Source organism: Streptomyces albireticuli, from assembly GCF_021228125.1.
GTDB classification, from domain to species: Bacteria; Actinomycetota; Actinomycetes; order Streptomycetales; family Streptomycetaceae; genus Streptomyces; species Streptomyces albireticuli.
Genome location: NZ_JAJQQS010000005.1, coordinates 346,611 through 365,729, shown reverse-complemented (window position 1 = coordinate 365,729; position 19,119 = coordinate 346,611). Strand labels below are relative to the sequence as shown.

17 protein-coding genes are annotated in these 19,119 nt (G+C 72.3%); 4 read left to right on the top strand and 13 right to left on the bottom strand.

Annotation, left to right across the window (positions count from 1 at the left end; genetic code table 11):
* Window positions 1–61 precede the first annotated feature (61 nt).
* From LUZ64_RS12340 to LUZ64_RS12315, 6 genes are all read right to left on the bottom strand, one after another.
* A complete protein-coding gene (locus LUZ64_RS12340; RefSeq protein WP_232389889.1) occupies window positions 62–1,336 on the bottom strand; it encodes a conjugal transfer protein in 1,275 nt (424 codons plus the stop codon).
* A gap of 162 nt (window positions 1,337–1,498) precedes the next feature.
* Complete coding sequence (locus LUZ64_RS12335; protein WP_095585206.1) at window positions 1,499–2,518, bottom strand: hypothetical protein; 1,020 nt, start codon at window positions 2,516–2,518, stop codon at window positions 1,499–1,501.
* Window positions 2,515–3,006, bottom strand: coding sequence for a hypothetical protein (locus LUZ64_RS12330; RefSeq protein WP_095585207.1), 492 nt, complete (start codon window positions 3,004–3,006; stop codon window positions 2,515–2,517). The genes LUZ64_RS12335 and LUZ64_RS12330 overlap by 4 nt, the downstream gene beginning before the upstream one ends.
* Window positions 3,006–3,677 carry a hypothetical protein gene (locus tag LUZ64_RS12325; RefSeq protein WP_095585208.1) on the bottom strand — a complete coding sequence of 224 codons (672 nt, stop codon included), beginning with the start codon at window positions 3,675–3,677 and terminating at the stop codon, window positions 3,006–3,008. The genes LUZ64_RS12330 and LUZ64_RS12325 overlap by 1 nt, the downstream gene beginning before the upstream one ends.
* Complete coding sequence (locus tag LUZ64_RS12320) at window positions 3,674–4,939, bottom strand: hypothetical protein (protein WP_143593474.1); 1,266 nt, start codon at window positions 4,937–4,939, stop codon at window positions 3,674–3,676. Before LUZ64_RS12320 ends, LUZ64_RS12325 begins: the two co-directional genes overlap by 4 nt.
* The gene (locus tag LUZ64_RS12315) at window positions 4,936–6,765 is read right to left on the bottom strand and encodes a type IV secretory system conjugative DNA transfer family protein (RefSeq protein ID WP_143593475.1); all 1,830 of its coding nucleotides are present in this window, start codon (window positions 6,763–6,765) and stop codon (window positions 4,936–4,938) included. The genes LUZ64_RS12320 and LUZ64_RS12315 overlap by 4 nt, the downstream gene beginning before the upstream one ends.
* A gap of 171 nt (window positions 6,766–6,936) precedes the next feature.
* On the opposite strand from LUZ64_RS12315, the gene LUZ64_RS12310 reads away from it, so the two are divergent.
* Window positions 6,937–7,953, top strand: coding sequence for a helix-turn-helix domain-containing protein (locus LUZ64_RS12310; RefSeq protein ID WP_143593476.1), 1,017 nt, complete (start codon window positions 6,937–6,939; stop codon window positions 7,951–7,953).
* 194 nt (window positions 7,954–8,147) lie between these two features.
* Here the strand turns inward: LUZ64_RS12310 and LUZ64_RS12305 are convergent, their stop codons facing one another.
* Window positions 8,148–9,242 carry an ABC transporter permease gene (locus tag LUZ64_RS12305; protein ID WP_232389890.1) on the bottom strand — a complete coding sequence of 365 codons (1,095 nt, stop codon included), beginning with the start codon at window positions 9,240–9,242 and terminating at the stop codon, window positions 8,148–8,150.
* Between the two features lie 360 nt (window positions 9,243–9,602).
* On the opposite strand from LUZ64_RS12305, the gene LUZ64_RS12300 reads away from it, so the two are divergent.
* Entirely contained in the window at window positions 9,603–10,376 is a 774-nt protein-coding gene (locus LUZ64_RS12300; protein ID WP_095579068.1) for a 2,3-dihydro-2,3-dihydroxybenzoate dehydrogenase, read from the top strand.
* 269 nt (window positions 10,377–10,645) lie between these two features.
* Here the strand turns inward: LUZ64_RS12300 and LUZ64_RS12295 are convergent, their stop codons facing one another.
* The 4 genes from LUZ64_RS12295 to LUZ64_RS12280 all read right to left on the bottom strand — a co-directional run bounded on the left by LUZ64_RS12295 (window position 10,646) and on the right by LUZ64_RS12280 (window position 15,383).
* Window positions 10,646–11,407, bottom strand: coding sequence for an SDR family NAD(P)-dependent oxidoreductase (locus tag LUZ64_RS12295; protein ID WP_095578604.1), 762 nt, complete (start codon window positions 11,405–11,407; stop codon window positions 10,646–10,648).
* Between the two features lie 105 nt (window positions 11,408–11,512).
* Window positions 11,513–13,090 (bottom strand): MFS transporter, encoded by a 1,578-nt coding sequence (locus LUZ64_RS12290; RefSeq protein WP_095578605.1) that lies wholly within the window; start codon window positions 13,088–13,090, stop codon window positions 11,513–11,515.
* A gap of 122 nt (window positions 13,091–13,212) precedes the next feature.
* Window positions 13,213–14,880: an FAD-binding oxidoreductase gene (locus tag LUZ64_RS12285; RefSeq protein ID WP_095578606.1), complete on the bottom strand. Its 1,668-nt coding sequence runs from the start codon at window positions 14,878–14,880 to the stop codon at window positions 13,213–13,215.
* 20 nt (window positions 14,881–14,900) lie between these two features.
* Window positions 14,901–15,383 carry an SRPBCC family protein gene (locus LUZ64_RS12280; RefSeq protein WP_170116634.1) on the bottom strand — a complete coding sequence of 161 codons (483 nt, stop codon included), beginning with the start codon at window positions 15,381–15,383 and terminating at the stop codon, window positions 14,901–14,903.
* Between the two features lie 268 nt (window positions 15,384–15,651).
* On the opposite strand from LUZ64_RS12280, the gene LUZ64_RS12275 reads away from it, so the two are divergent.
* Together LUZ64_RS12275 and LUZ64_RS12270 are read left to right on the top strand one after the other, a co-directional pair.
* Window positions 15,652–16,344, top strand: a complete 693-nt coding sequence (locus LUZ64_RS12275) for an SDR family NAD(P)-dependent oxidoreductase (protein ID WP_095578608.1) — start codon at window positions 15,652–15,654, stop codon at window positions 16,342–16,344.
* 133 nt (window positions 16,345–16,477) lie between these two features.
* Window positions 16,478–17,656 carry a 3-hydroxybenzoate 6-monooxygenase gene (locus LUZ64_RS12270; RefSeq protein WP_095583388.1) on the top strand — a complete coding sequence of 393 codons (1,179 nt, stop codon included), beginning with the start codon at window positions 16,478–16,480 and terminating at the stop codon, window positions 17,654–17,656.
* Between the two features lie 76 nt (window positions 17,657–17,732).
* Here LUZ64_RS12270 and LUZ64_RS12265 read toward each other — a convergent pair whose 3' ends face one another.
* A complete protein-coding gene (locus tag LUZ64_RS12265) occupies window positions 17,733–18,239 on the bottom strand; it encodes a rodlin (protein WP_308251413.1) in 507 nt (168 codons plus the stop codon).
* Between the two features lie 208 nt (window positions 18,240–18,447).
* Window positions 18,448–18,978 carry a rodlin gene (locus LUZ64_RS12260; RefSeq protein ID WP_308251414.1) on the bottom strand — a complete coding sequence of 177 codons (531 nt, stop codon included), beginning with the start codon at window positions 18,976–18,978 and terminating at the stop codon, window positions 18,448–18,450.
* Between the last annotated feature and the right edge of the window lie 141 nt (window positions 18,979–19,119).

Below are 19,119 nucleotides of genomic sequence, written 5' to 3'. Positions count from 1 at the left end.
AATACATGCGGGCGGGCCCGCGGACTCCGGACGGTGGGTTCGGGCGGGACCGCCCGACGCCTCAGGGCGCCAGTCCCCCGTGGACCTCCGCGACCTGCCAGCGCTCGGCCTTGGCCGAGGAAACCCGGGTCAGCTTGACCCGGTAGGTCTGCTCCAGTTCGGCGCCGCCGACCTGCCAGGTGACCACGGCCGTGCCGGTGCGGTCCGTGCCGGAGCCGTCCTCGACCGTCCAGGTGCGCAGCGCCCCCAGCGTCATGCCGTGCGGCAGCGCCGGGATGGAGACGCCCGGCGCGGCGACCGAGCCGGGCTCGCCGGCGGCGTACTTGGTGAAGAACTCCTCGGCCGTGGCCCGCGTCTTGTCGGCGAACTCCAGGTCGGTGCTCTTGGCGGAAGGCTGCGGCGCGGCCGGGCCCTCGGTGGGCACGCCGACGATGCCGGGCTGGCCGGTGACGACGACGTGGCCGGCGGTCTGGACGACGGGGACCTCCAGGCCCATCCACACGGGGACCGTCCTGGTCTCCTTCTTGTCCTTGTCGTCCTTCTTCGCCTTGTCGTCCTTGGCCTTGTCGTCCTTCTTGGCGTCGTCCTTCTTCTGGTCGTCCTTCTTGGCGTCGTCCGGCCGGTCCCCGGTGAGGGTGTCGGACTTCACCAGGACGTCGACCCGGACGCGGGCGCGCTTGTCCGCGAGCAGGGACACGGTGCCGGGCTGGGCCGCGAGGACCTCCTGGCGGCCCTTGGAGTTCCAGCCCCGCGTCGTGTCGGCGCCCTTCGGCAGGTCCCGGGCCAGGGCCAGGGAGCGTGCCTGCGGGTCGGCCTCGTCCCAGGCGAGGTAGGAGCGGGCGAAGCGGGCCGCCACGGCCTGGGCCTCCTGGACCGGGTAGTCGGGTGCGCTGTCGACGGTGACGGGCGTCGTCTTCGCCGGCTCGGGCGTCCAGATCCAGGACCGGACGCCGGTGATGGCGGCGAGCGCCACGACGCCCCAGAGCACGCCGCGGCCCACCTTGACCGCGAACTTGGCGCCGCTCTTCTCGTCCTCGATCTGCCACGGGGGCGTCCCCTCGCCCGTGGCCCGGCCTGACGGGGCGCCCGGGGCGGCGCCGGCCGCCGGGGCCGGCTCCGCCGTGGGACGGGCCGGTTCCGGGGTGTGCGCCTGGAGCCGCGCGGCCGCGTCCGTCCACTGCTGGAGGGCGGCGGGGGCCGGGGGCGCGGCGGGGGCCGGGGCGGGGACGGGCTGCGGCGGTGGCGCGTCGTCGGGGAGCGGCGTCGTCGTGCCCTTGTCGCTCCGCGGCTCCGGCAGATTGAGAATCCGCCGCATGACCGTCTTGAACGTGCTCAACCCTGGTGACCCTTCCCCCGTACAAGGCCGAATGGCCGTGACAGTACTTCGATCAATACTGATCGTCAAACGCCTTGATTTGTAGCCGAACTGTTCCGGTGCGATCGAGAAGCGGCAACCAAGATCACCTATGAATTCACGACAATGCGGGCGGTTCGGGGCCTACTTCAGCGAGGGACCTCGGCCACGGGATTGGGCCGGCAGCGGATCCGGCGCGGGCGTCGCGGGAGATTTCCGCTGGTACGCCGGAGCCTCCGCGGCCTTCGCCGCCAATCGCTCCCGCAGCCCCGGCCCTTCGCTCCGGAGGGATTCCCCCAGATCGCCGCCGAGACCGTTCGCGCGCGCCCGCTCCTGATTTCGGTCCGGCGCCGGGGCGGGGGCCGGAACCGGGGCCGGACCGGCCGCCGCCGCCGCGTGCCGTTCCCGGAGATCCGACTCCATTTGCCGGACCTCCCGCACGATTTCGGGGTCGACCGCCGGATTCAGCGTGGCACGGACCTTGCGTTCGCGCAGTTCCGTCACGCGCGGCGGGATACGGACATCCGCGTACCGCTCGTTCTGGAGCAGATCCGAGGCTTCCTGATATGCCTCGCTCTGCGTCGGCTTCCGCGCCGTATTGAATTTCTCGAAGGTCCCGGAACGGGCGAGTTCGTACAGCTCGTGATTGTCGGACTTCGCCTTGAAGCTCTCCGGCGTGTGGAACTGGAGCTCGAACTTCTCCCGGGTCTCCGGATGCCGCCAGGACGTGTTGACGCCCTTGTAGACCGGGTCCTCCCAGGTGTTGGTCTCGGACGTGGGCTCGTAACCGCGCTCGCGGAGCTGGGCGTACGTCCGCTGGACGCCCTCGGTGTAGCCCTCGGCCTCGAAGGTCAGGGTGTAGCGGTTGAGATCGTCGACCTTGTCGCAGACCTTCTCGGCGTCCTTGCCTCGGCCGACGGCGACCGCGACCTTACGGCGGAAGGAGTCGAGCCCCTTGAGGGAGTGTTCGAGCCCTTCCAGCTTGCCGCCGTGCGAGACCGCCGAGCGCTCCTGGACGCCGGCCATGATGCCGTCGAGCCGGCCGCGCGCCTCCCGCGCGGCCTCCCAGCGCTGCGTGACCAGGCGGTTCTCGTCCGCCGTCAGCCGGAGATGGTCCTCCGACTTGGCCGCGTCGCCCTGCCAGCCCCCCGTCGCCCCGCTCACAGCTCGGTCGCCCCCGTCACACCGCGGATCTCCTGGAGCAGCCGCTCGGCCTCGTCCACGCCGATCTCGACCAGGTGCGGCGGGTTCGAGCCGCGCGGGTGGAAGAACTCGTAGACGGCGCTGTCCGGCTGCCACTCATTGGTACGCATGAACGTTTCGTCGTAGATGCGCTCGGGGCTGCGGCGGCGGCGGACCACGGTCGTCGGCTCCTCGCCGTCCCGCCACTCGGCCTCGTCGAAGTAGAACGCCCAGTAGCGCGTCCAGATCTGCCGGTCGGCCTCCAGGGCCGCCGCGCGCTCGGCCGGCACCGGGAACAGGACCTCGGCGGCGGGCGGGGCCGTGACACCGTCCGCGGAGAGGGCGTGCCATTCCCAGTCGAGCAGCGAAAGGTACTCCCACCGCCCGGCGAGACGCCGCCAAAGGCTGGAGGGGCGCTCTTCGGTATAGGGCGGGGCGGCCTTCACGAAGTACTCGTACGGGTCACTCATCAGTAACTCTCCTTTGCCGGAGTACGGCCGTGCCGGCCGCTCTGCACCGCCTGGGCCGCCAGCTCGTGCGCCTTCGTCGCATTGCGTTCCCCGGCGAGCGAGGGCCGGGTGTGCCGCGAGCGGTACAGATCGTAAAGCAGGTGATTCTCCGACTTGGCCCGGAAACTCTCCGGCGTATGGAACTGGATCTCGAACTTCACCTGGCCGTCGGGCTGTTGCCAGGAGGCGTGGAAGGCCTTGTACACCGGGTCCTCCCAGCTGTTGCGCTCGGAACCGACGACGATGACCTGCCCCCGGGCGTGCAGCAGCGCGTACGTCTGCCGCACGCCCTCCGTGTAGTGCGCCGGGTCGAAGGTCAGGGTGTACCGGTTGAGGTCGTTGACCTTCGCCACGACCTTTTCCAGTGGAACGCCCTCAAGGAGTTCCGCGGCGGCCTCGCGGCGGAATGCCCGCAGCCCCTTCAGCCGGTACTGCTTTCCCTCCCAGACGGCGCCGTGCGAACCGGCGAGCGCGTCCAGAAGGGACCGCACCAGGGCGTCCAGCTGTTCCCGCGCCGCGCGGGCCGCCTCCCAGCGGGCGGTGACGACGCCGTTCTCCTCGGCGGTCAGCGCGAAGCGCGGCTCGGTGTCGTCCCGCCACGCGACGGGACCCGTGTTCTCTCCGGCACTCACAGCTCGGTGGCTCCCGTCACTCCGCGCAGGCTCCGCAGCAGCCGCTCGGCCTCCTGGACATCGATCTCGACGAGGTGCGGCGGGTTCGACGGCCGCGCGTCGAGGAACGCGTAGACGGACGCGGTCGGCGCCCAGCCGTCGCGCACGCCGTACGCCTCGTCGTACAGCCGCTCCGGGCTGCGGCGGCGCCGGACGACGGTGGTCGGGCCCTCGCCCGCCCGCCAGTCGTTCTCGTCCGCGTGGCGCGCCCAGTACGTCACCCAGCCCTGCCGGTCCGCGGCCAGCGCGTCGGCGCGCTCGGCGGGGATCTCCCGCAGGGTCTCCTCCGGCGGCGGGGGCAGTTCCGCGTCCGCGGGGTGCCACGCCCAGTCCAGCAGGGAGAGGTACTCCCAGTCGTCGCCGGCCCGGCGCCACAGCCCGTCGGGGCGCTCGGCCGTGAAGCCCTCCGGCACCTCGGCGAAGAACGCGTAGCGCTCGTTCTCCTGCCGGCGCCGCTCGGCCGCGGCCTCGGCGACGCGCGCCTCCAGGGCGGCCGGGTCCGTGGGGCGGCCCGGGCGGTCCGCCGCGTGCTCGGTCTCGCACTCGCTGAACATGTAGTGCTGACGGATCCGCTCGACCGTCGGCCACAGCCACATCTGGTGCCAGTAGGCGAGCTCGCTGCCCGCCCGCGCCGGATCGGCGTCCGCCTCCTGGGCGGCCCGCCAGGCGGCGTGCAGCGCGGCCAGTTCCTCGACGACACCGCCGTGCGCCGGCCAGCAGGGCCAGATGCGCAGGTGCAGCTGGGGCGCGTAGTGCCGGCCCAGCCAGTCCAGCCAGTCGGCCAGCTCCCGCCACTCGGCCTCGGAGGCGCGCAGGGACCAGGGCAGGTGGGCGGGGCCGCCGGGCCCGGCGGCGCTTCCCGCCGGGACGACCGGGGCGGCCCGGCCCGCCGGGCCCGCCTCCACGGCGTCCAGCCGGCCCAGGATCTCGGAGAGGATCTCCTCGACCTCGCCTTGGTCGCGCTTGACGCCCTGGGCGAAGCGCTTGACGAGGTCCTCCAGTTCGGCCCGCCAGGAGCGCAGGCCCTCGATCTCCGCGCGCATCCGCGCGAGCTCGCCGTCCGGTGTGTGCCCGCTCTGCGCGTGAGCGTCCTGCGCGTGCCCGTCCGGTACGTGCCCGCCCGGTACGTGCCCGTTCTGCGCGTAGCCGTCCGGTGCGTAGCCGCCCGCCGTCATTCCCGTAGGCCCTTCGTCGTCCCTGCTCACACCGTTCGTACCGTTCACACCGTCTCCAGCGGCGGGGGCCCGATGCGCGCGGCCCGTGTCGCGTGCTCGCCCGCCCGTAGCGCCTGCCCGTCCCGCCGCCGGTCCCAGGGCAGCAGCTCGGCGATGACGCCGGGCGCCCCGCGGAAGAGCAGCAGGGCCTGGCCGTGCGGCAGCTGGCGGATCTCCTCCGGGCGCAGGATCCGGCGCTCGCGCTCGACCTCGGAGGTGCCGTGCCCGAAGAGCCGGCCGGTGTCCCGGGAGGTGGAGAGCTCGGTGAGCTCGGCCTCGCCGACCAGCTCCGAGAAGCGGCGCAGCGCCTCGACGTCCTTGAGGCCGCCCATCACCAGGGTGGCCGCCGCGTTGTCGAGGAGCGTGTCGGCCTCGTGCTGCCCCCACCGCAGGACGGCCTGGGCCAGGGACTGGAGCGCGTAGACGATGTGGATGCCGTAGCCGCGGGCGTCGGAGGCCAGCGAGGGCAGCTTGGGCAGCGGCGCGACGTTCGCGACCTCGTCGAGGACGAGCCGGAGGAAGGGGTCCAGCCGGCCCGAGGGCAGCCTCGGCGCCCGCCGCTTCGCGGCGTCCACCACCTCGCCCAGGAGCATCGTCGTCAGCGGCGACACATTGGTCGAGGCGTTGGAGTCGCTGATGAGGACGAGCGTGTCGCGGGAGGCGACGAAGCGGTCGGGCTCGAAGGTGGGCACACCCTCCTGCGGGGTGACGCAGCGCAGCACCTTGCGCAGGGCGAGCGGTTCGATCTGCGCGGCGAGGGTCTGCCGGGTGGAGGCCACGGTCTCGTCGGCGCCGGTGGACACCGAGCGCAGCAGGACGTCCCAGCCGGGCTCGGCGTTGGGGTGGTCGGTGAGGATGGCCCGCGGCTCGCTGGCCTTCTCCAGGTTGGTGGCCCAGCGCATCACGTGCTCGATGGTCTTGCCTTCGAGGGCTGCCGCGTGCAGCAGCCGGGTGAGCGCGGACGACGCGGTCTGCTGGAAGAAGCTGCCGTTACTGGACGAGCTGTCGTCCGCGCCCATGCCGACGGAGAAGGACAGCGCCCGGGACGTCGCCGTCTCGCCCTCCTGGCAGCCGGCGACCGGGTCCCAGACCATCCGCTCGGGCCAGCCGACGGTGTCCAGCGGATCGAAGACCCACACCCGGCCCATCCGTGAGCGGGGCCCGGCGATGACGTCGAGGACGTCGGCCCGGGTGGAGGTGACGACGAGCGGGCCGGGCGCGTCCAGGCAGGCGGGGATGACGACGTTGCGGGACTTGCCGCCGCCGGACGGGGCGATGACCGCCACCGAGTCCTCCGGGGTGGCGACCAGCGGCTGCCCGCTGCCGAGCTGCCGGCCCAGCAGCCAGCCGACCTCGCTCAGTTCGGCGCGGGCGGCGGCCTTGGGGTCGTAGCGGCCGTCGGCGCCCTGGAAGGTCGTGGCGCGCGTCTGGGCGGCGGCGCGGCGGGCGCGGTCCTCGCCGAGGGCCGCGCGGGCCTCGACGGCGGAGGCCAGGCCCTCGCCGCCGGCGCCCTCGGCCCGCTTCCTGCGCGCGCGCACGCCGAGGACGGCGGCCAGCAGCGGCGCGAGGAAGATCGTGAGCCAGGCCGCGACGGTGACGCCCGTGGAGGCCGCCTCGACGTCGTCGCCGAGGCGGTCGAGGGGGTGGTGCAGGGCGACGGCGGTGACGGTCGCGCGGACGTCGGAGAACGCGAGTCCGTCCGCGGTCGCCCAGACGGCCAGATGCCAGCTGACGCAGAGCCCTATGAGGACGGCGGCCGATTTGACGAGGAATATCTCGCCTTGCGGCCCACCACCCCGCTCCTTCTTGCGCCCCAGTTCGCGTGCGCGTGCCACGCGGACCCCCGTCCTTGCTGCTCGCTCGTGGCGATCGTGTCGAATCGCGACGGTGACCGTAACACCGAAGGCGGACAGCCTTGCGGTTCCAAGGCGCAATACGGTCTACGCCTGGCAAGCAGCCCTATCCACCCACTTGGGGGCTTTCATTCAAAGACACATAATGGCCTCATGCACGATCACGTGGGGCATGAGGGTCACGGTGCGGACGGGGTGCACGGGGTGCACGGGCACGGGGTGCACGGAGCGGAAGGAGCCCTCTGTGCCGAGGGCCTGACGCGCTATCGGCAGGCCGTGGTCAAGGGCTGTACGTCCAAGGAGGACGTACCCGAGTGCCTGCTGCGTCTGGGGTTGCTGGTGACACCGCCGGACGATTCCGGCGTCCTGGTCCCCGTCGCGCCCGACGTCGCGCTGGCCGGCCTCGTCCGGCCCATCGAGGAGCGGCTGGAGCGGCAGCGCGGGGACGTACGGGCGCTCACGGACAGCTTCTCGCCCGTCCACGCGATCTACACGGTCGCGAAGCGCGAACACCAGGGCTGGGCCACCGAGATCCACGGGGAGCGGGTCATCGGCTCGACCCTCGCGCACGCCGTCCGCTCCTGCCGGACCGAGCTGATGACCGTACAGCCGGGCGGCCGGCGCCTGGCGTACGACCTCGACGGCCTCGACCACCTCCGGGGAGGCGTCCGCCACCGGGCGCTGTTCCAACACGCGGCGCGCTCGCACTCGGCGACGCTGCGGCACATCGGGGAACTGGCCGGGGCGGGCGCCGAGGTCCGCACACTGGGCCATGTCATCGACCGCCTCGTGGTCGTCGACCGGACGGTGGCGTACGTCCCCGGGGCCGCGGGCGACGACGGGCGGACCTCCGCCCTGGAGATCCGCCAGCCCGATCTGGTCGCCTTCCTCGCCCAGGTCTTCGACGACGCGTGGGAACGGGCGACCCCGGTGGCCCCGGACACCTCCCGGGCCCCGGAACCGGCCGTGGCCGACGACCTCCGGCGCGCGACGGCCCGCCTGCTGGTGGCCGGGCACACGGACGAGGCGATCGCGCGGCGGCTGGGGATCAGCCGGCGGACGGTGGCGGGGAGGGTGGCGCGTCTTTCCGCGGAGTTGGGGAGCGGGAGCCGGGCGCAGCTGGGGTATTTGATCGCGGTGAGCGGGATGTTGGGGGACGGGGTGAGGTGAGGTGCGGGGTGGGGTGAGGTGCGGGGTGGGGTGAGGTGCGGGTGCGTTGCGGGCGGGTTGCCGCTGCGCGGGGCTTTGTCCCCTACCCGCCCCTTCCCGTAACCGGGGGCAAGCCCCCGGCCCCCTGTTCCGCGCTACCGCGCGGTGGCCTCAAGCGCCGGCCGGGCTGGATTTCGCCCGGTTCCGGCAACCACTCAGCCCGTCCGGCGCTTGAGGACCGGGGTCCGGGGCGGAGCCCCGGTTCGGGAAGGGGCGGGGTGGGGAACAAGGCCCCGCGCAGCGGCACCCGCACCCGCACCCCCACCGGCGCCCGCACCCGCACCCCGCCCGGCACCCCGCCGTGCCGCCAGCGCCAACGCCCCCAGCCCCACAACCACCCACCCCACCAGCACCAGCACCGGCCCCGAAGCGCCCGCCCCACCGAACGCCCCCACCGACCGCAGCAGCGAAGCCCCCGCCCCCGGCGGCAAGTACTGGCCCACCGACCCCAGCACCCCCGGCAGCATCTCCGGCGCCGACCCCATCCCCGACAGCGGATTCCCCACCACGAACATCAGCACCGCGCCCACGGCCACCCCGGGCGGCCCCACCAGCGAACCGAGTCCCGTGATGACGGCCACCATCGCCAGCTCCAGCAGCGCCACGACCCCGGCCGTGACCGCCCAGCCGCCCGGCAGCACACCGCTCAGCCGAGTGAGCATCAAGGAACTCAGCAGGCCCGAGAGCACCGCGAATCCCACGACGCCGAGCAGCCGCGCGCCCATGTCGCGCACCTTGAGTACCAGCAGCAGTCCCGCGATCACCGCGGTGATCAGCAGCGGCAGGAAGCCCATCGCCGCACCGGCGCCGTGCGGGTCGTCCGCGTCCGCGGGGACGACGTCCACGACGCCCGACAGCCGCACGCCGGGCAGTTCGCGGGCCTGCCGGGCCAGCGCGTCGGCCGCGGCGGGCGAGGCGGCGGACGCGAGGCGCAGCTCCGGCGCGCCCTCCCGGGTGCCGGGCACGAAGGCGCCGTACGCCTTACGGTGCCGCAGCGCCGCGTCGGCCGCCGCCGCGTCGGGCACCTCCTCGACGCGGTACGCGCCGGGGGCCGCGGCCCGCAGCGCACCGGCGACGTCGCGGACGTCCGCCGCGACGACCACCGGCAGCTCGCGCGGCGCGGCCCGGGAGGCCGTCCACGAGAACCAGCCGCCGATCACGAACTGCACGATCGCGACGATGACGAGAATCTTCCGCGCCGCGCCGCGCGACGACGCGGAAGAGGAACGGCCTGGGGAGCGGTCGGACATGGTCCGGCCTCCTGACAAGGGTCGGGACAATTGAATTGCGCGGCGCCCCCACATCGTGTCCGGTCGTGGCCCGGAATTTCAGCCGGAGATGGCTCTTTTCCGCTGCACGATAGGGCGTTTCATCTATGCGCAGGGGTCCTGAACAGGGTCAGAACGGGGTGAAACGGCTGGCTGCGGCAGTCATGCGCCCGCTGCCGCCTGCCGTCGGCGCCTGCCTCCCCGCGTCCGAGGCACACACCACCTGACGGAGTGAGAATTCCTCGCTTCACACGCCATCCGGTTTTCCCGAGACTGATTTGTGGACGTGTATGAAGTCCCGTCGCTATTCGGCCGTGCACGCCGGGTATGGAGGTTTGTGAGATGGAAGGAAAAGTCGCTCTCGTCACCGGGGCGGCGGGTGGAATAGGAGAAGCGGTCGTCCGGACCCTGGGCGAGCGGGGCGTCACCGTCGCGGCGGTCGACAAGGACGAGACCCGGCTGCGGGCCACGGTCGCCAAGCTCACGGCGGACGGCTTCCAGGTGGAGGCGTTCCCCGGGGACGTCACGTCCAGCCCCGACGTGGAGGCGTTCGTCGACGCGGTCGAACGGCGGCTCGGGCCGGTGGACTACCTGGTCAACGCGGCCGGTGTGCTCCGGCTCTCGGAGGCCCGGCGGCTGACGGACGCCGACTGGTCGTTCACCTTCGCGGTGAACACCAGCGGCGTCTTCTTCGTCTCGCGCGCCGTCGTCAACCGCATGGTCCCGCGCGGCCGGGGCGCGGTCGTCACCGTCGCCTCGAACGCGGCCGGCACCGCCCGCGTGGAGATGGCGGCGTACGCGGCCTCGAAGGCGGCGGCGACGATGTTCACCAAGTGCATGGGCCTGGAGGTCGCCAAGCACGGGATCCGCTGCAACCTGGTGGCGCCCGGCTCCACGGAGACGCCGATGCTCAGCAACATGTGGCAGGACGGGGAGAGCGCCCGGAAGGCGTCGATCGAGGGCGTCGCGAGCTCGTACCGCGTGGGGATACCCCTGCGGAAGCTGGCCCGTCCGGAGAACGTCGCGCAGGCCGTGGTGTTCCTGCTGTCGGACCACGCGTCGCACATCACGATGCACGATCTGACGGTGGACGGGGGTGCGGCTCTGGGGGTCTGAGGGGAGTGGCGAGTGCCCCGGTCGCCGGGTGGGCGCGTCCCACCCGGCGACCGGGGCGTCCGTCGTACGGCGGGGGCGGGGTGCGCCTGCGGCGGGCTTGTTCCCCAGCCCCGCCCCTTCCCGAAGCATCCGATGTGCGGCTCCGCCGCGTGGCGGGGCTCCGCCCCGGACCCCGGTCCTCAAGCGCCGGACGGGCTGATTTTCAGCCCGTCCGGCGCTTGAGGACATTCGGGAAGGGGCGGGGTGGGGACAAGGCCCCACCCGCCGCCTCAGGCGGTCGCACCCCCGTCCACCACCAGGTCGTGCCCCACCACGAAGCTCGCCTCGTCCGAAGCCAGCCAGCACACCGCGTCCGCGATCTCCCGCGTCTCCCCGACCCGCCCGATCGGCACGGCCGCCCGCACCCGCGCGTCACGGTCCTCGACCGTCTCGCCCGGCCGGAAAGACATGGGGGTGTTGGTGCCGCCGGGGCTCACGGCGTTGATGCGGACGCCCTCGGCGATGTACTCGCGGGCGGCCGTGCGCGTGAGGATGGACACCGCGCCCTTGGAGGCCGCGTAGGCGCCCATGCCCGGCTTGCGGCCGTGGAAGCCGATGTTGGACGCGGAGTTCACGATGACGCCGCCGCCGTGCGCCCGCATGTACTCGACCTCGTGCTTCATCGACAGCCACACACCGGTGGTGTTGACCGCGAAGACCGCGGCCCAGACGTCGTCGTCCAGCTCCGAACTGGGCCCGGGGCGGCCGACGATGCCGGCGTTGTTGAAGGCGATGTGCAGGCCGCCGTGGCGCTCCACGGTCGTCTCCACCATCCGCGCCACGTCGGCGGAGCGGGTGACGTCGGTGACGACGGCGGAGGCGGTGCCGCCCTCCTCCTCGATGAGCTTGACGGTCCCGTTCAGGTCCTCCAGGACGGGGCCGGCGACGACGACCGTGGCCCCGCCACGGGCGAAGGTCAGCGCGGTCTGCCGGCCGATGTTGGATCCGCCGCCCGTGACCAGGGCGACCTTCCCGGTGAAGCGAGCAGTCATGTCGGGTTTCTCCTTAGTACGAGTGAGCGTGTGCGTGAAGGAAGGAAGGAGCAGGAAGGGACAGAGGTGAGCCGTGCGTGCGCCTGTGGGTGAACGGGCCGTCGGCTACGTGCCCGCCGAGGTGAGCGGGGCCGACGCCGGATCCGGCCGGCCCGGCTGATCCGAACGGTCCGGCTGATCCGAACGGTCCGGCTGATCCGAACGGCCCGTACCGGTCGTACGGCCGTCAGCTCCCGTACGGCCGTCAGCGTCCGCACCGACCGCCCCCTCCGGCGGCCGCCGCCGCAGCACCACCGCCGCCACCACCGCGCTCACCGCGAACGCCGCCGCCGCGACCGTCAGCGCGAACCCGTAGCCCCCGCTCGTCGCCTCCGCCAGGCCCGTACCGCCGTCCCGCAGGGCCGTCGTGCGGTTGGTGGCCAGGGAGACGAGGACGGCCAGGCCGACCGTCGGGCCGATCTCCATGGCGGTGTTGACGACGCCGCCGGCCAGGCCGGCCCGCTCGTCCTCGACGCCGTCCAGGGCGACGACGGTCGAGCCGGAGAAGACACAGGCGATTCCGACGGGGAAGAGGATCAGACCGATCAGCAGCGTGCCCAGGTAGGCGCTGCCGGCGTCGAGCCTGCCGATGAGCAGCAGCCCGGCCGCGGCGAGCAGCAGCCCGCCCGAGGTGACGGCCCGGCCGCCGAAGCGGGCGATGAGCCGTCCCGCGAACAGACCCGTGGCCAGCTGCGCGGCGCTGAAGGGCAGGAACGCCGCCGAGGTCAGCAGGGGCGAGACGTCCCGCACCTCCTGGAAGTAGAGCGACAGCAGGAAGAAGATCGTGGACATGCCCGCCGCGCCGATGAACGTCGCCCACAGGGCCGTGCCCCGGCGCCGCCGCAGCAGGAACCCCATCGGCACCAGCGGGTCGGACACCCGCAGCTCGACGGCGACGAACGCCGCGAGCAGCACCAGCCCGGCGAGCACCGGCAGCCACACCACCGTGGCGCCCCAGGGCCGCTCGCCCGCCTCGACCAGCCCGTAGCTCATGACGGTCAGGCCCGCGGTCACCAGGACGGCGCCGGGGACGTCGAGCCGCACTCGCGCCGGGGCGGGCCCGGTGGGCAGCAGCCGGCGGGCGGCGAGCACGGCGACGAGCGAGACGCCGACCGGCACCACGAAGGACCAGCGCCACGACACCCACGTCGAGACCGTCCCGGACAGCAGCATGCCCGAGGTGGCGCCGAAGCCGGCCAGCCCGCCCCACACGGCGAGCGCCCGCGCGTGCCGGCCCTCCTCCGGGTAGAGCGAGCGGACCAGGGACATCGCCGCCGGGGCGGCGAGCGCCGCGCCGACGCCCTGGAGGAAGCGGCCGCCGAGCAGCGCGGCGAAGCCGGGCGCGAGCCCCGCGGCGGCCGAGGCGAGCCCGAAGACGGCCGCGCCGGCGACCAGCGACCGGCGGCGGCCCAGCAGGTCCGCGAGCCGGCCGCCGAGCATCAGCAGACCGCTGAAGGACAGCCCGTACGCGGCGCTGACGAGCGTCAGCTGGGCGCCGGACAGGCCGAGGTCGCGCTGGATGGCCGGCAGCGCCGGGGACAGCATCGTGATGGCCAGGATCAGCACGACCTGCACGGCGCCCAGCAGGGCGAAGCCGCGTCCGGCGCGTGCGGCGCCCGGAGCCGGTGCGGTACCGGAGGACATGGGGGCCTCTCTTTTCCGGTTTCGGGTGGTGGTGCTCGGGTGGTGGTGCGGGAGAGCGACGCGGGAAGACGCGGGTGGTACGTGCGCGCGGCCCCCGCGGCGGCCGTGCGCACGCCCCCGCCTCAGCCGGGAAGCCGTATGGCCTGCGCGTGCCGGAAGACGTTCTTCGGGTCCCACTGCGCCTTGACCGTCTGGAGCTTGCGGTAGTTGCCCTTGAAGTACAGCTCGTGCCAGGGCACCCCGGAGCCGTTCCACTGGGGCGAATTCAGGTCGACGTCCGCGTAGTTGACGAAGCAGCCGTCGGTGACGTCGCCCGGCGCGGGCACGCCGCCGGTCGCGGCGTAGACGTCCTGGTAGAACTCCCGGATCCAGGAGAGGTGCCGGGCGTCGTCGGCCGCGTTCTGCCAGAAGGTGATGTAGTGCAGCTTCAGGACGGAGTCGCGCTGCGGCACGACGGTGGCGGCGGGCGCCACGGTGTTGATCCTCCCCCCGTAGGTGCTGATCATCACGACGGACATGGGGCCCTGGAAGTCGGTGCGGGACAGGTGCTTGTAGAAGGCCTTGAGCTGCGCCTCGGGGAAGCCCTTGCGCATATAGGCCGACTTGGCCTTGAAGCGGGTGGTCGGGTCGGGTGCCGTGAAGCCCGGCCAGTACGTGGTCGCGTGCAGCCAGGCGATCGTGCGCCGGTCGTCGACGCGGTAGTCCACGCCGGAGTCCTTGTTGACGGCCGCGAGGAAGTCGTCGAGGAGCTTGGCGGAGTTCGGCGCCCCGGCGTCGATCTGGGTGGTCATGGAGAACGAGCCGGCCGACCGGTGGGCGGGCTTCAGCTGGCTGAAGAGGCTCGCGTAGGGCGAGCCGGGGGCGCTGTTCCGCTCGCACCACTGGCCGAAGTTGCGCAGGATCGTGGTGAAGGCCGCCTCGGTCATCCGGTCCCACGACCAGGTGACGGTGGAGACGTGCAGCTCGGAGGGCGGCTGGGGAAGCAGTTTCGCGGGGTCCGCGCCGGAGGCGCCCGGCGAGCGCATCAAGTACTTGGTGACGACCGCGAGGGTGCCCCCGCCCGCCCCGGTGTGCGCCCACAGCAGGTCGCGGTTGGGGTCGGTCTCCTCGCGGGTGGCGACGACCTTACGTGCCTTGCCGTCGCGGTCGACGACCACGGCCTCCACGCCGTACAGGTGGTCGACCACCAGTCCGTGCAGACGGGCCAGCGCGCCGTAGCCGCCGCCCACGATGTGGCCGCCCGCCCCCACGGTGGGGCAGGTGCCGCCGGGTATGGTCACGCCCCAGCCCTTGTAGAGCACCCGGTAGGCGTCGCCGAGCCGGGCGCCGGGCTCGATGAAGAATGCCCGCCGGCCCGGGTCGTAACCCACCTCGTCCATGGCGGACATGTCGATGACGAGCCGTACGCCGTCACCGGTCACGAAGTCCTCGTAGCAGTGGCCGCCACTGCGCACGGCGAGTTGCCTGCCGCTGTCGACGGCCTCCTGGACGGCGGCGACCACGTGATCGGCGGTGCCGACGAGCCGCACGCTGTCGGGGGTGCCCACCCAGCGCCGGTTGGTGCCCCAGACCAGGTCCGGGTAGCGCCGGTCCGAGGGCTTGACGGTGACGGGGCCGAACGCCGGGACCACTGCCTCGCCGGCGCCCTCCGCCGCGCCGGTGGCCGTGGCCGGCGGGGCCCCCGGAAGGGTGCCCACCGTGCCGATTACCGCCGCCGTCGCTCCGGCGGCGGCGGTACCGGCGAGAAAGCGACGCCGGGGGTACCCGGCGTCACGGGAGTTGTCGCGCATTCCGTTCTCACCTCAGGGCTTCAGTGCCGCAGCGCGTCGGACGCGCTGACCGCGTTGCGCCGCAGCACGGCGGTCATCGCGTCGAGCGTCGCGGCGAAGTCGGTGTCGAGTTCCCGCAGATAGGAGTTCTGGCCGAGCACGGCCTCCGACGGCGCGTCGGTGAGGGTGATGCTGAGCGTCAGGGTGAGGTTTCCGTGGGCGTCCTCACCGATCTGGTTGGTGATGGTGTGCAGGTCGGACGCGTCCGTGTGCCGGAAGGTGATCCGCCCCGACGTCTCGTCCGGGGTGACGCGCTGGACGAGCGTCCGGTCACCGCGCGTGGCCTCGCGCAGGAACCCGTCGCCGTAGCGCTCCAGGATCCGGCACGAGGTGATGGCCGGGACGTAGCCGACCGGGTGCTCCGCCTTGTGGAGCAGCACCCGCCAGAGCTGGCCCCGGGTGGTGGCCGGCTTGCCGGTCTCTCCTGCGGTGTTGACCTGACGGGTCCACGAAAGCGTAATCATTCGTTCTCCTGATCGGGTGCCGGTCGAACTCCTCATCGATGCTGGCGCGAGAATTCTTCGATTTCGCGGACGTCAACTTCAAGGCGTCCCGGGCGAGTTCGTCAGGTGACCCCGGGCGTGTCAGGTCGGCGCGGGCACCTGACGTAGTGCGCGGCGGGACCGGCGCGGGCGGTGCGCCCGCGGATCAGGATGGATCGCGTGACAACGCCTCGGCGGACCGCGAAACGCCTTCCCCGGGAATGGTGAGAGCAGAAACAGGAGAGACACGATGTCCAAACGATTCGATGGCAAGGTCGTCCTGGTCACGGGGGGCGGAGAAGGCATCGGCCGCGCCGCCGCCTTCGCTTTCGCACGCGAGGGGGCCGAGGTCGTGGTCGCCGGACGGCACCCCGAGATGCTGCACGAGACGGTCGAGGAGATCAAGGCACTGGGCGGAAAGGCCAGTTGCGGCATAGCCGATGTCTCGGACACCGAGAAGGACGACGCGAAAGCCGTCGTCGCGGCCGTGGTGGCCCGGCACGGCCGGCTCGACGTCGCCTTCAACAATGTCACCGAACTCGGCCCGGAGCAGCCGGTGGCGGAGATCGGCGAAAACGTCTGGGGAGAGACCCTGGCGGCCAATCTGACCGGTGTCTGGCTGTCGATGAAGCACGAGATCGCGCACATGGAGAAGAACGGCGGCGGGGTGATCGTGAATACCGCCAGCAATATCGGCTCCCAGGGCATGCTCCCGGGCCTGGGCGCGTACGCCGCCTCCAAGGCGGCGGTGAGCACGCTCACGCAGACGGCGGCCCGCGAGTACATCGACAAGGGCGTCCGCATCAATGCGATCAGCCCCTGCCCGCTGGGGCGCGGGGCGAAGGTCGAGGAGATCGCGGAGACGGTGCTGTGGCTGGCGTCGGACGAGGCGTCCTACGTGGTCGGCCACGATCTCGTACTGGACCGCAAGACCGCCGTCTGAATTCCGCCGCGCGCCTTTCCCCCTTCCCCCTACTTCCCCTTCCCCCCCTCTTCCCCTCTTCCCCCTTTTTCCCTTTCCCCGGCCCCGGCCCGGAAGCGGCGGGCAGCCCGAAGTCGAGAGGACAGCGAGAGACGTGGCCAACATCCTCATCGCCGGAGGCGGCATCGGCGGCCTCGCCGCGGCGATCTCCCTCGCCCGGCAGGCCCATAGGGTGACCGTCCTGGAGCGCGGCGAGACCTTCGGGGAGGTCGGGGCCGGCATCCAGCTGGGCCCCAACGCCTTCCTCGCCCTCGACCGGCTGGGCGTCGGCACCGCCGTCCGCGAACGGGCGGTGCTCATCGACGAGTTGCGGTTCATGGACGGCGTCACCGGCGAACGGGTCGCCTCCATGCCCCTGACCGGCGCCTACCGCGAACGCTTCGGGAACCCGTACGCGGTCGTCCACCGCGGCGACCTCTACCAGGCGCTGCTCGACGCCTGCCGCGCCCACCCGGGCGTGCTCCTGCTCGGCGGCAACTACGTGGTGCGGTACGCGCAGGACGCCACCGGTGTGACGGCCGTGACCTGCACCGGGCGGGAATTCCACGGCGACGCCCTGATCGGCGCCGACGGCATCCGCTCGGCCGTGCGCCGGCAGCTCGTCGGCGACGGCGCCCCCCGCGTGTCGGGCCACACCATCTACCGCTCGGTGATCCCCATGGAGCGGGTGCCGGAGGAGCTGCGCTGGAACAGCGTCACCCTCTGGGCCGGCCCCAAGTGGCACTTCGTGCACTACCCCATCGCGAGCGGCAAGTCCCTGAACCTGGCCGCCACCAGGGACGACGCGGCCACGGAGGCGATGACCGGCGTCCTGGTCGACGCGGGGCGGGTGGCCGCCGAGTTCCCCGACCTCGGCGACGCGGCCCGGCGGCTGCTGGCGCTCGGCGAGGACTGGCGGGCATGGGTGCTGTGCGACCGCGACCCGATCGCCGGCTGGACGGACGGCAGGGTGGCGCTGCTCGGCGACGCCGCGCACCCGATGCTCCAGTACGCGGCGCAGGGCGCGTGCATGGCCCTGGAGGACGCGGTGCTGCTCGGCGAGTCCCTCGCGGGCGCCGAGGGGGACGAGCCCGCGTTCGGGCGGCGGCTGGAGAAGTACAACGCCGGCCGCCGGGAACGCGCCTGCCGCACCCAGCTGGTGGCCCGGGAGATGGGCAGGCAGCTCTACCACCCGACGGGCGAGGCGGCCCGCGCCCGCAACGAGATGCTGTCCTCGCTCACCACCGAGGACCTCTACGACAAGGTCGACTGGCTGCACGCCGGCGTGCGCTGACCCGCCGCGCGCGGGAAACGCCGAGGAGCCGCCCCCGGGCGTACCGGGAGCGGCTCCGGGCGCTTACGGCCGTGCGTCAGTGGCCGTCGTGGTGCCCACCGTGGTGGCCGTCGTGGTGGCCTCCGTAGTGACCGTCGTGGCCGTCACCGCGGTAGCCGTCGTGGCCGTGGTGGCCACGCCCGTGACCCTCCTCGCGGTTGAACGAACCGTTGCCCGAGATGATCGGCAGCTCGTCCAGGATGTGCGACAGCGGGTCGTCGCCGTCGTGGATCGTGGAGTTCTCGGTGCAGGTCTGCTGCTGCTGCGAGCTCAGGATCGGGATGTCCTGGAGGCCGATGTTGAGCAGCGCCAGGAGCGACTGGGCGCCGAGCTTGCCGATGCCGATGCACGGCTTGTTGAGGGAGCCGTTGACCAGGCCCATCTGGGGGCTCATATAGCCACCCGTGTAGGTGTTGCCGTACTCCTGGTGCGCGCCGTTCGCGTTGGCGACGTCGTCACTGTTGCCCACCGCCATCGCCGGGGCGGTCGAGACGCCGGCCGCGGAAGCCACGAGCGCCGTTGTGGCCAGTACTTTCTTGATCACGCTATTCCTTCGCTCTGGTCGATATACGGGAGCGTTCTGGCTAACTCGGGAAAACCGCGAAGGTTATCGCCATTCACCCCGTCGGCCCACCGGTGCGACCCGATCAGAATAAGTACGGCCACCTGGGCACGGCCACACCCTCGGACACGGAAAGCCCCCCGGCCGCGGGGCCCGCACACCCGCGGCCGAGGGAATTCCGGAACAGCGGCTACTTGCCGTGGCCGCCGAATCCGCCGTGCCCGTGGTCCCCGAAGCCGCCGTGGCCGTGACCACCGAAGCCGCCGTGTCCGCCGAAGCCGTTGTGGTCGTGACCGCCGAAGCCGCCGTGACCGCCGTGCCCACCGTTCGAGTGGTTCCCGGAACCGTTCCCGGAAATGATCGGGATCTCGTCGAGGAGGTGCGACAGCTGGTCGTCCCCGTCCTTGATCGTGGAGTTGTCGGTGCACTGCTGCTGCTGCTGCGACGTGGCGATCGGGATGTCCTGGAGGCCGATGTTGAGCAGCGCCAGGACGGACTGGAGACCGAGCTTGCCGATACCCAGGCACGGCTTGTTCAGCGTGCCCTGGATAAGGCTCATCTGCGGGCTTTCCTTGCCACCGGTCTTGGTGTTGCCGTAACCGGTCTTGGCGGCGTTGCCGTTGGCGACGTCATCGTCGTTGCCGATCGCCAGGGCGGGACCGGCGAGGGTGCCGACCGCGGATGCCGTCAGGGCGGCCGTGGCGATTACCTTCTTGAGCACGTCTATGCCTTTCGATCGTGTAGCGCCCCCACTGGGAAAGCGTTCTGAATAACTCCGGCGTTATGCAGAGGTTCCGGGCTTTCACTCATTCGAGCCATCGGTTCCACCGCCCGAAGAAATTGATATGAAGGGATCTCTTAT

Excerpts from the sequence above, each read along its gene's own strand:
- LUZ64_RS12300 (WP_095579068.1), top strand. The coding sequence starts at position 9,603 with ATGGAAGGAAAAGTCGCTCTCGTCACCGGGGCGGCGGGTGGAATAGGA.
- LUZ64_RS12275 (WP_095578608.1), top strand. The coding sequence starts at position 15,652 with ATGTCCAAACGATTCGATGGCAAGGTCGTCCTGGTCACGGGGGGCGGA.
- LUZ64_RS12310 (WP_143593476.1), top strand. The coding sequence starts at position 6,937 with ATGCACGATCACGTGGGGCATGAGGGTCACGGTGCGGACGGGGTGCAC.
- LUZ64_RS12285 (WP_095578606.1), bottom strand. The coding sequence starts at position 14,880 with ATGCGCGACAACTCCCGTGACGCCGGGTACCCCCGGCGTCGCTTTCTC.
- LUZ64_RS12280 (WP_170116634.1), bottom strand. The coding sequence starts at position 15,383 with ATGATTACGCTTTCGTGGACCCGTCAGGTCAACACCGCAGGAGAGACC.
- LUZ64_RS12290 (WP_095578605.1), bottom strand. The coding sequence starts at position 13,090 with ATGTCCTCCGGTACCGCACCGGCTCCGGGCGCCGCACGCGCCGGACGC.
- LUZ64_RS12295 (WP_095578604.1), bottom strand. The coding sequence starts at position 11,407 with ATGACTGCTCGCTTCACCGGGAAGGTCGCCCTGGTCACGGGCGGCGGA.
- LUZ64_RS12305 (WP_232389890.1), bottom strand. The coding sequence starts at position 9,242 with ATGTCCGACCGCTCCCCAGGCCGTTCCTCTTCCGCGTCGTCGCGCGGC.
- LUZ64_RS12330 (WP_095585207.1), bottom strand. The coding sequence starts at position 3,006 with ATGAGTGACCCGTACGAGTACTTCGTGAAGGCCGCCCCGCCCTATACC.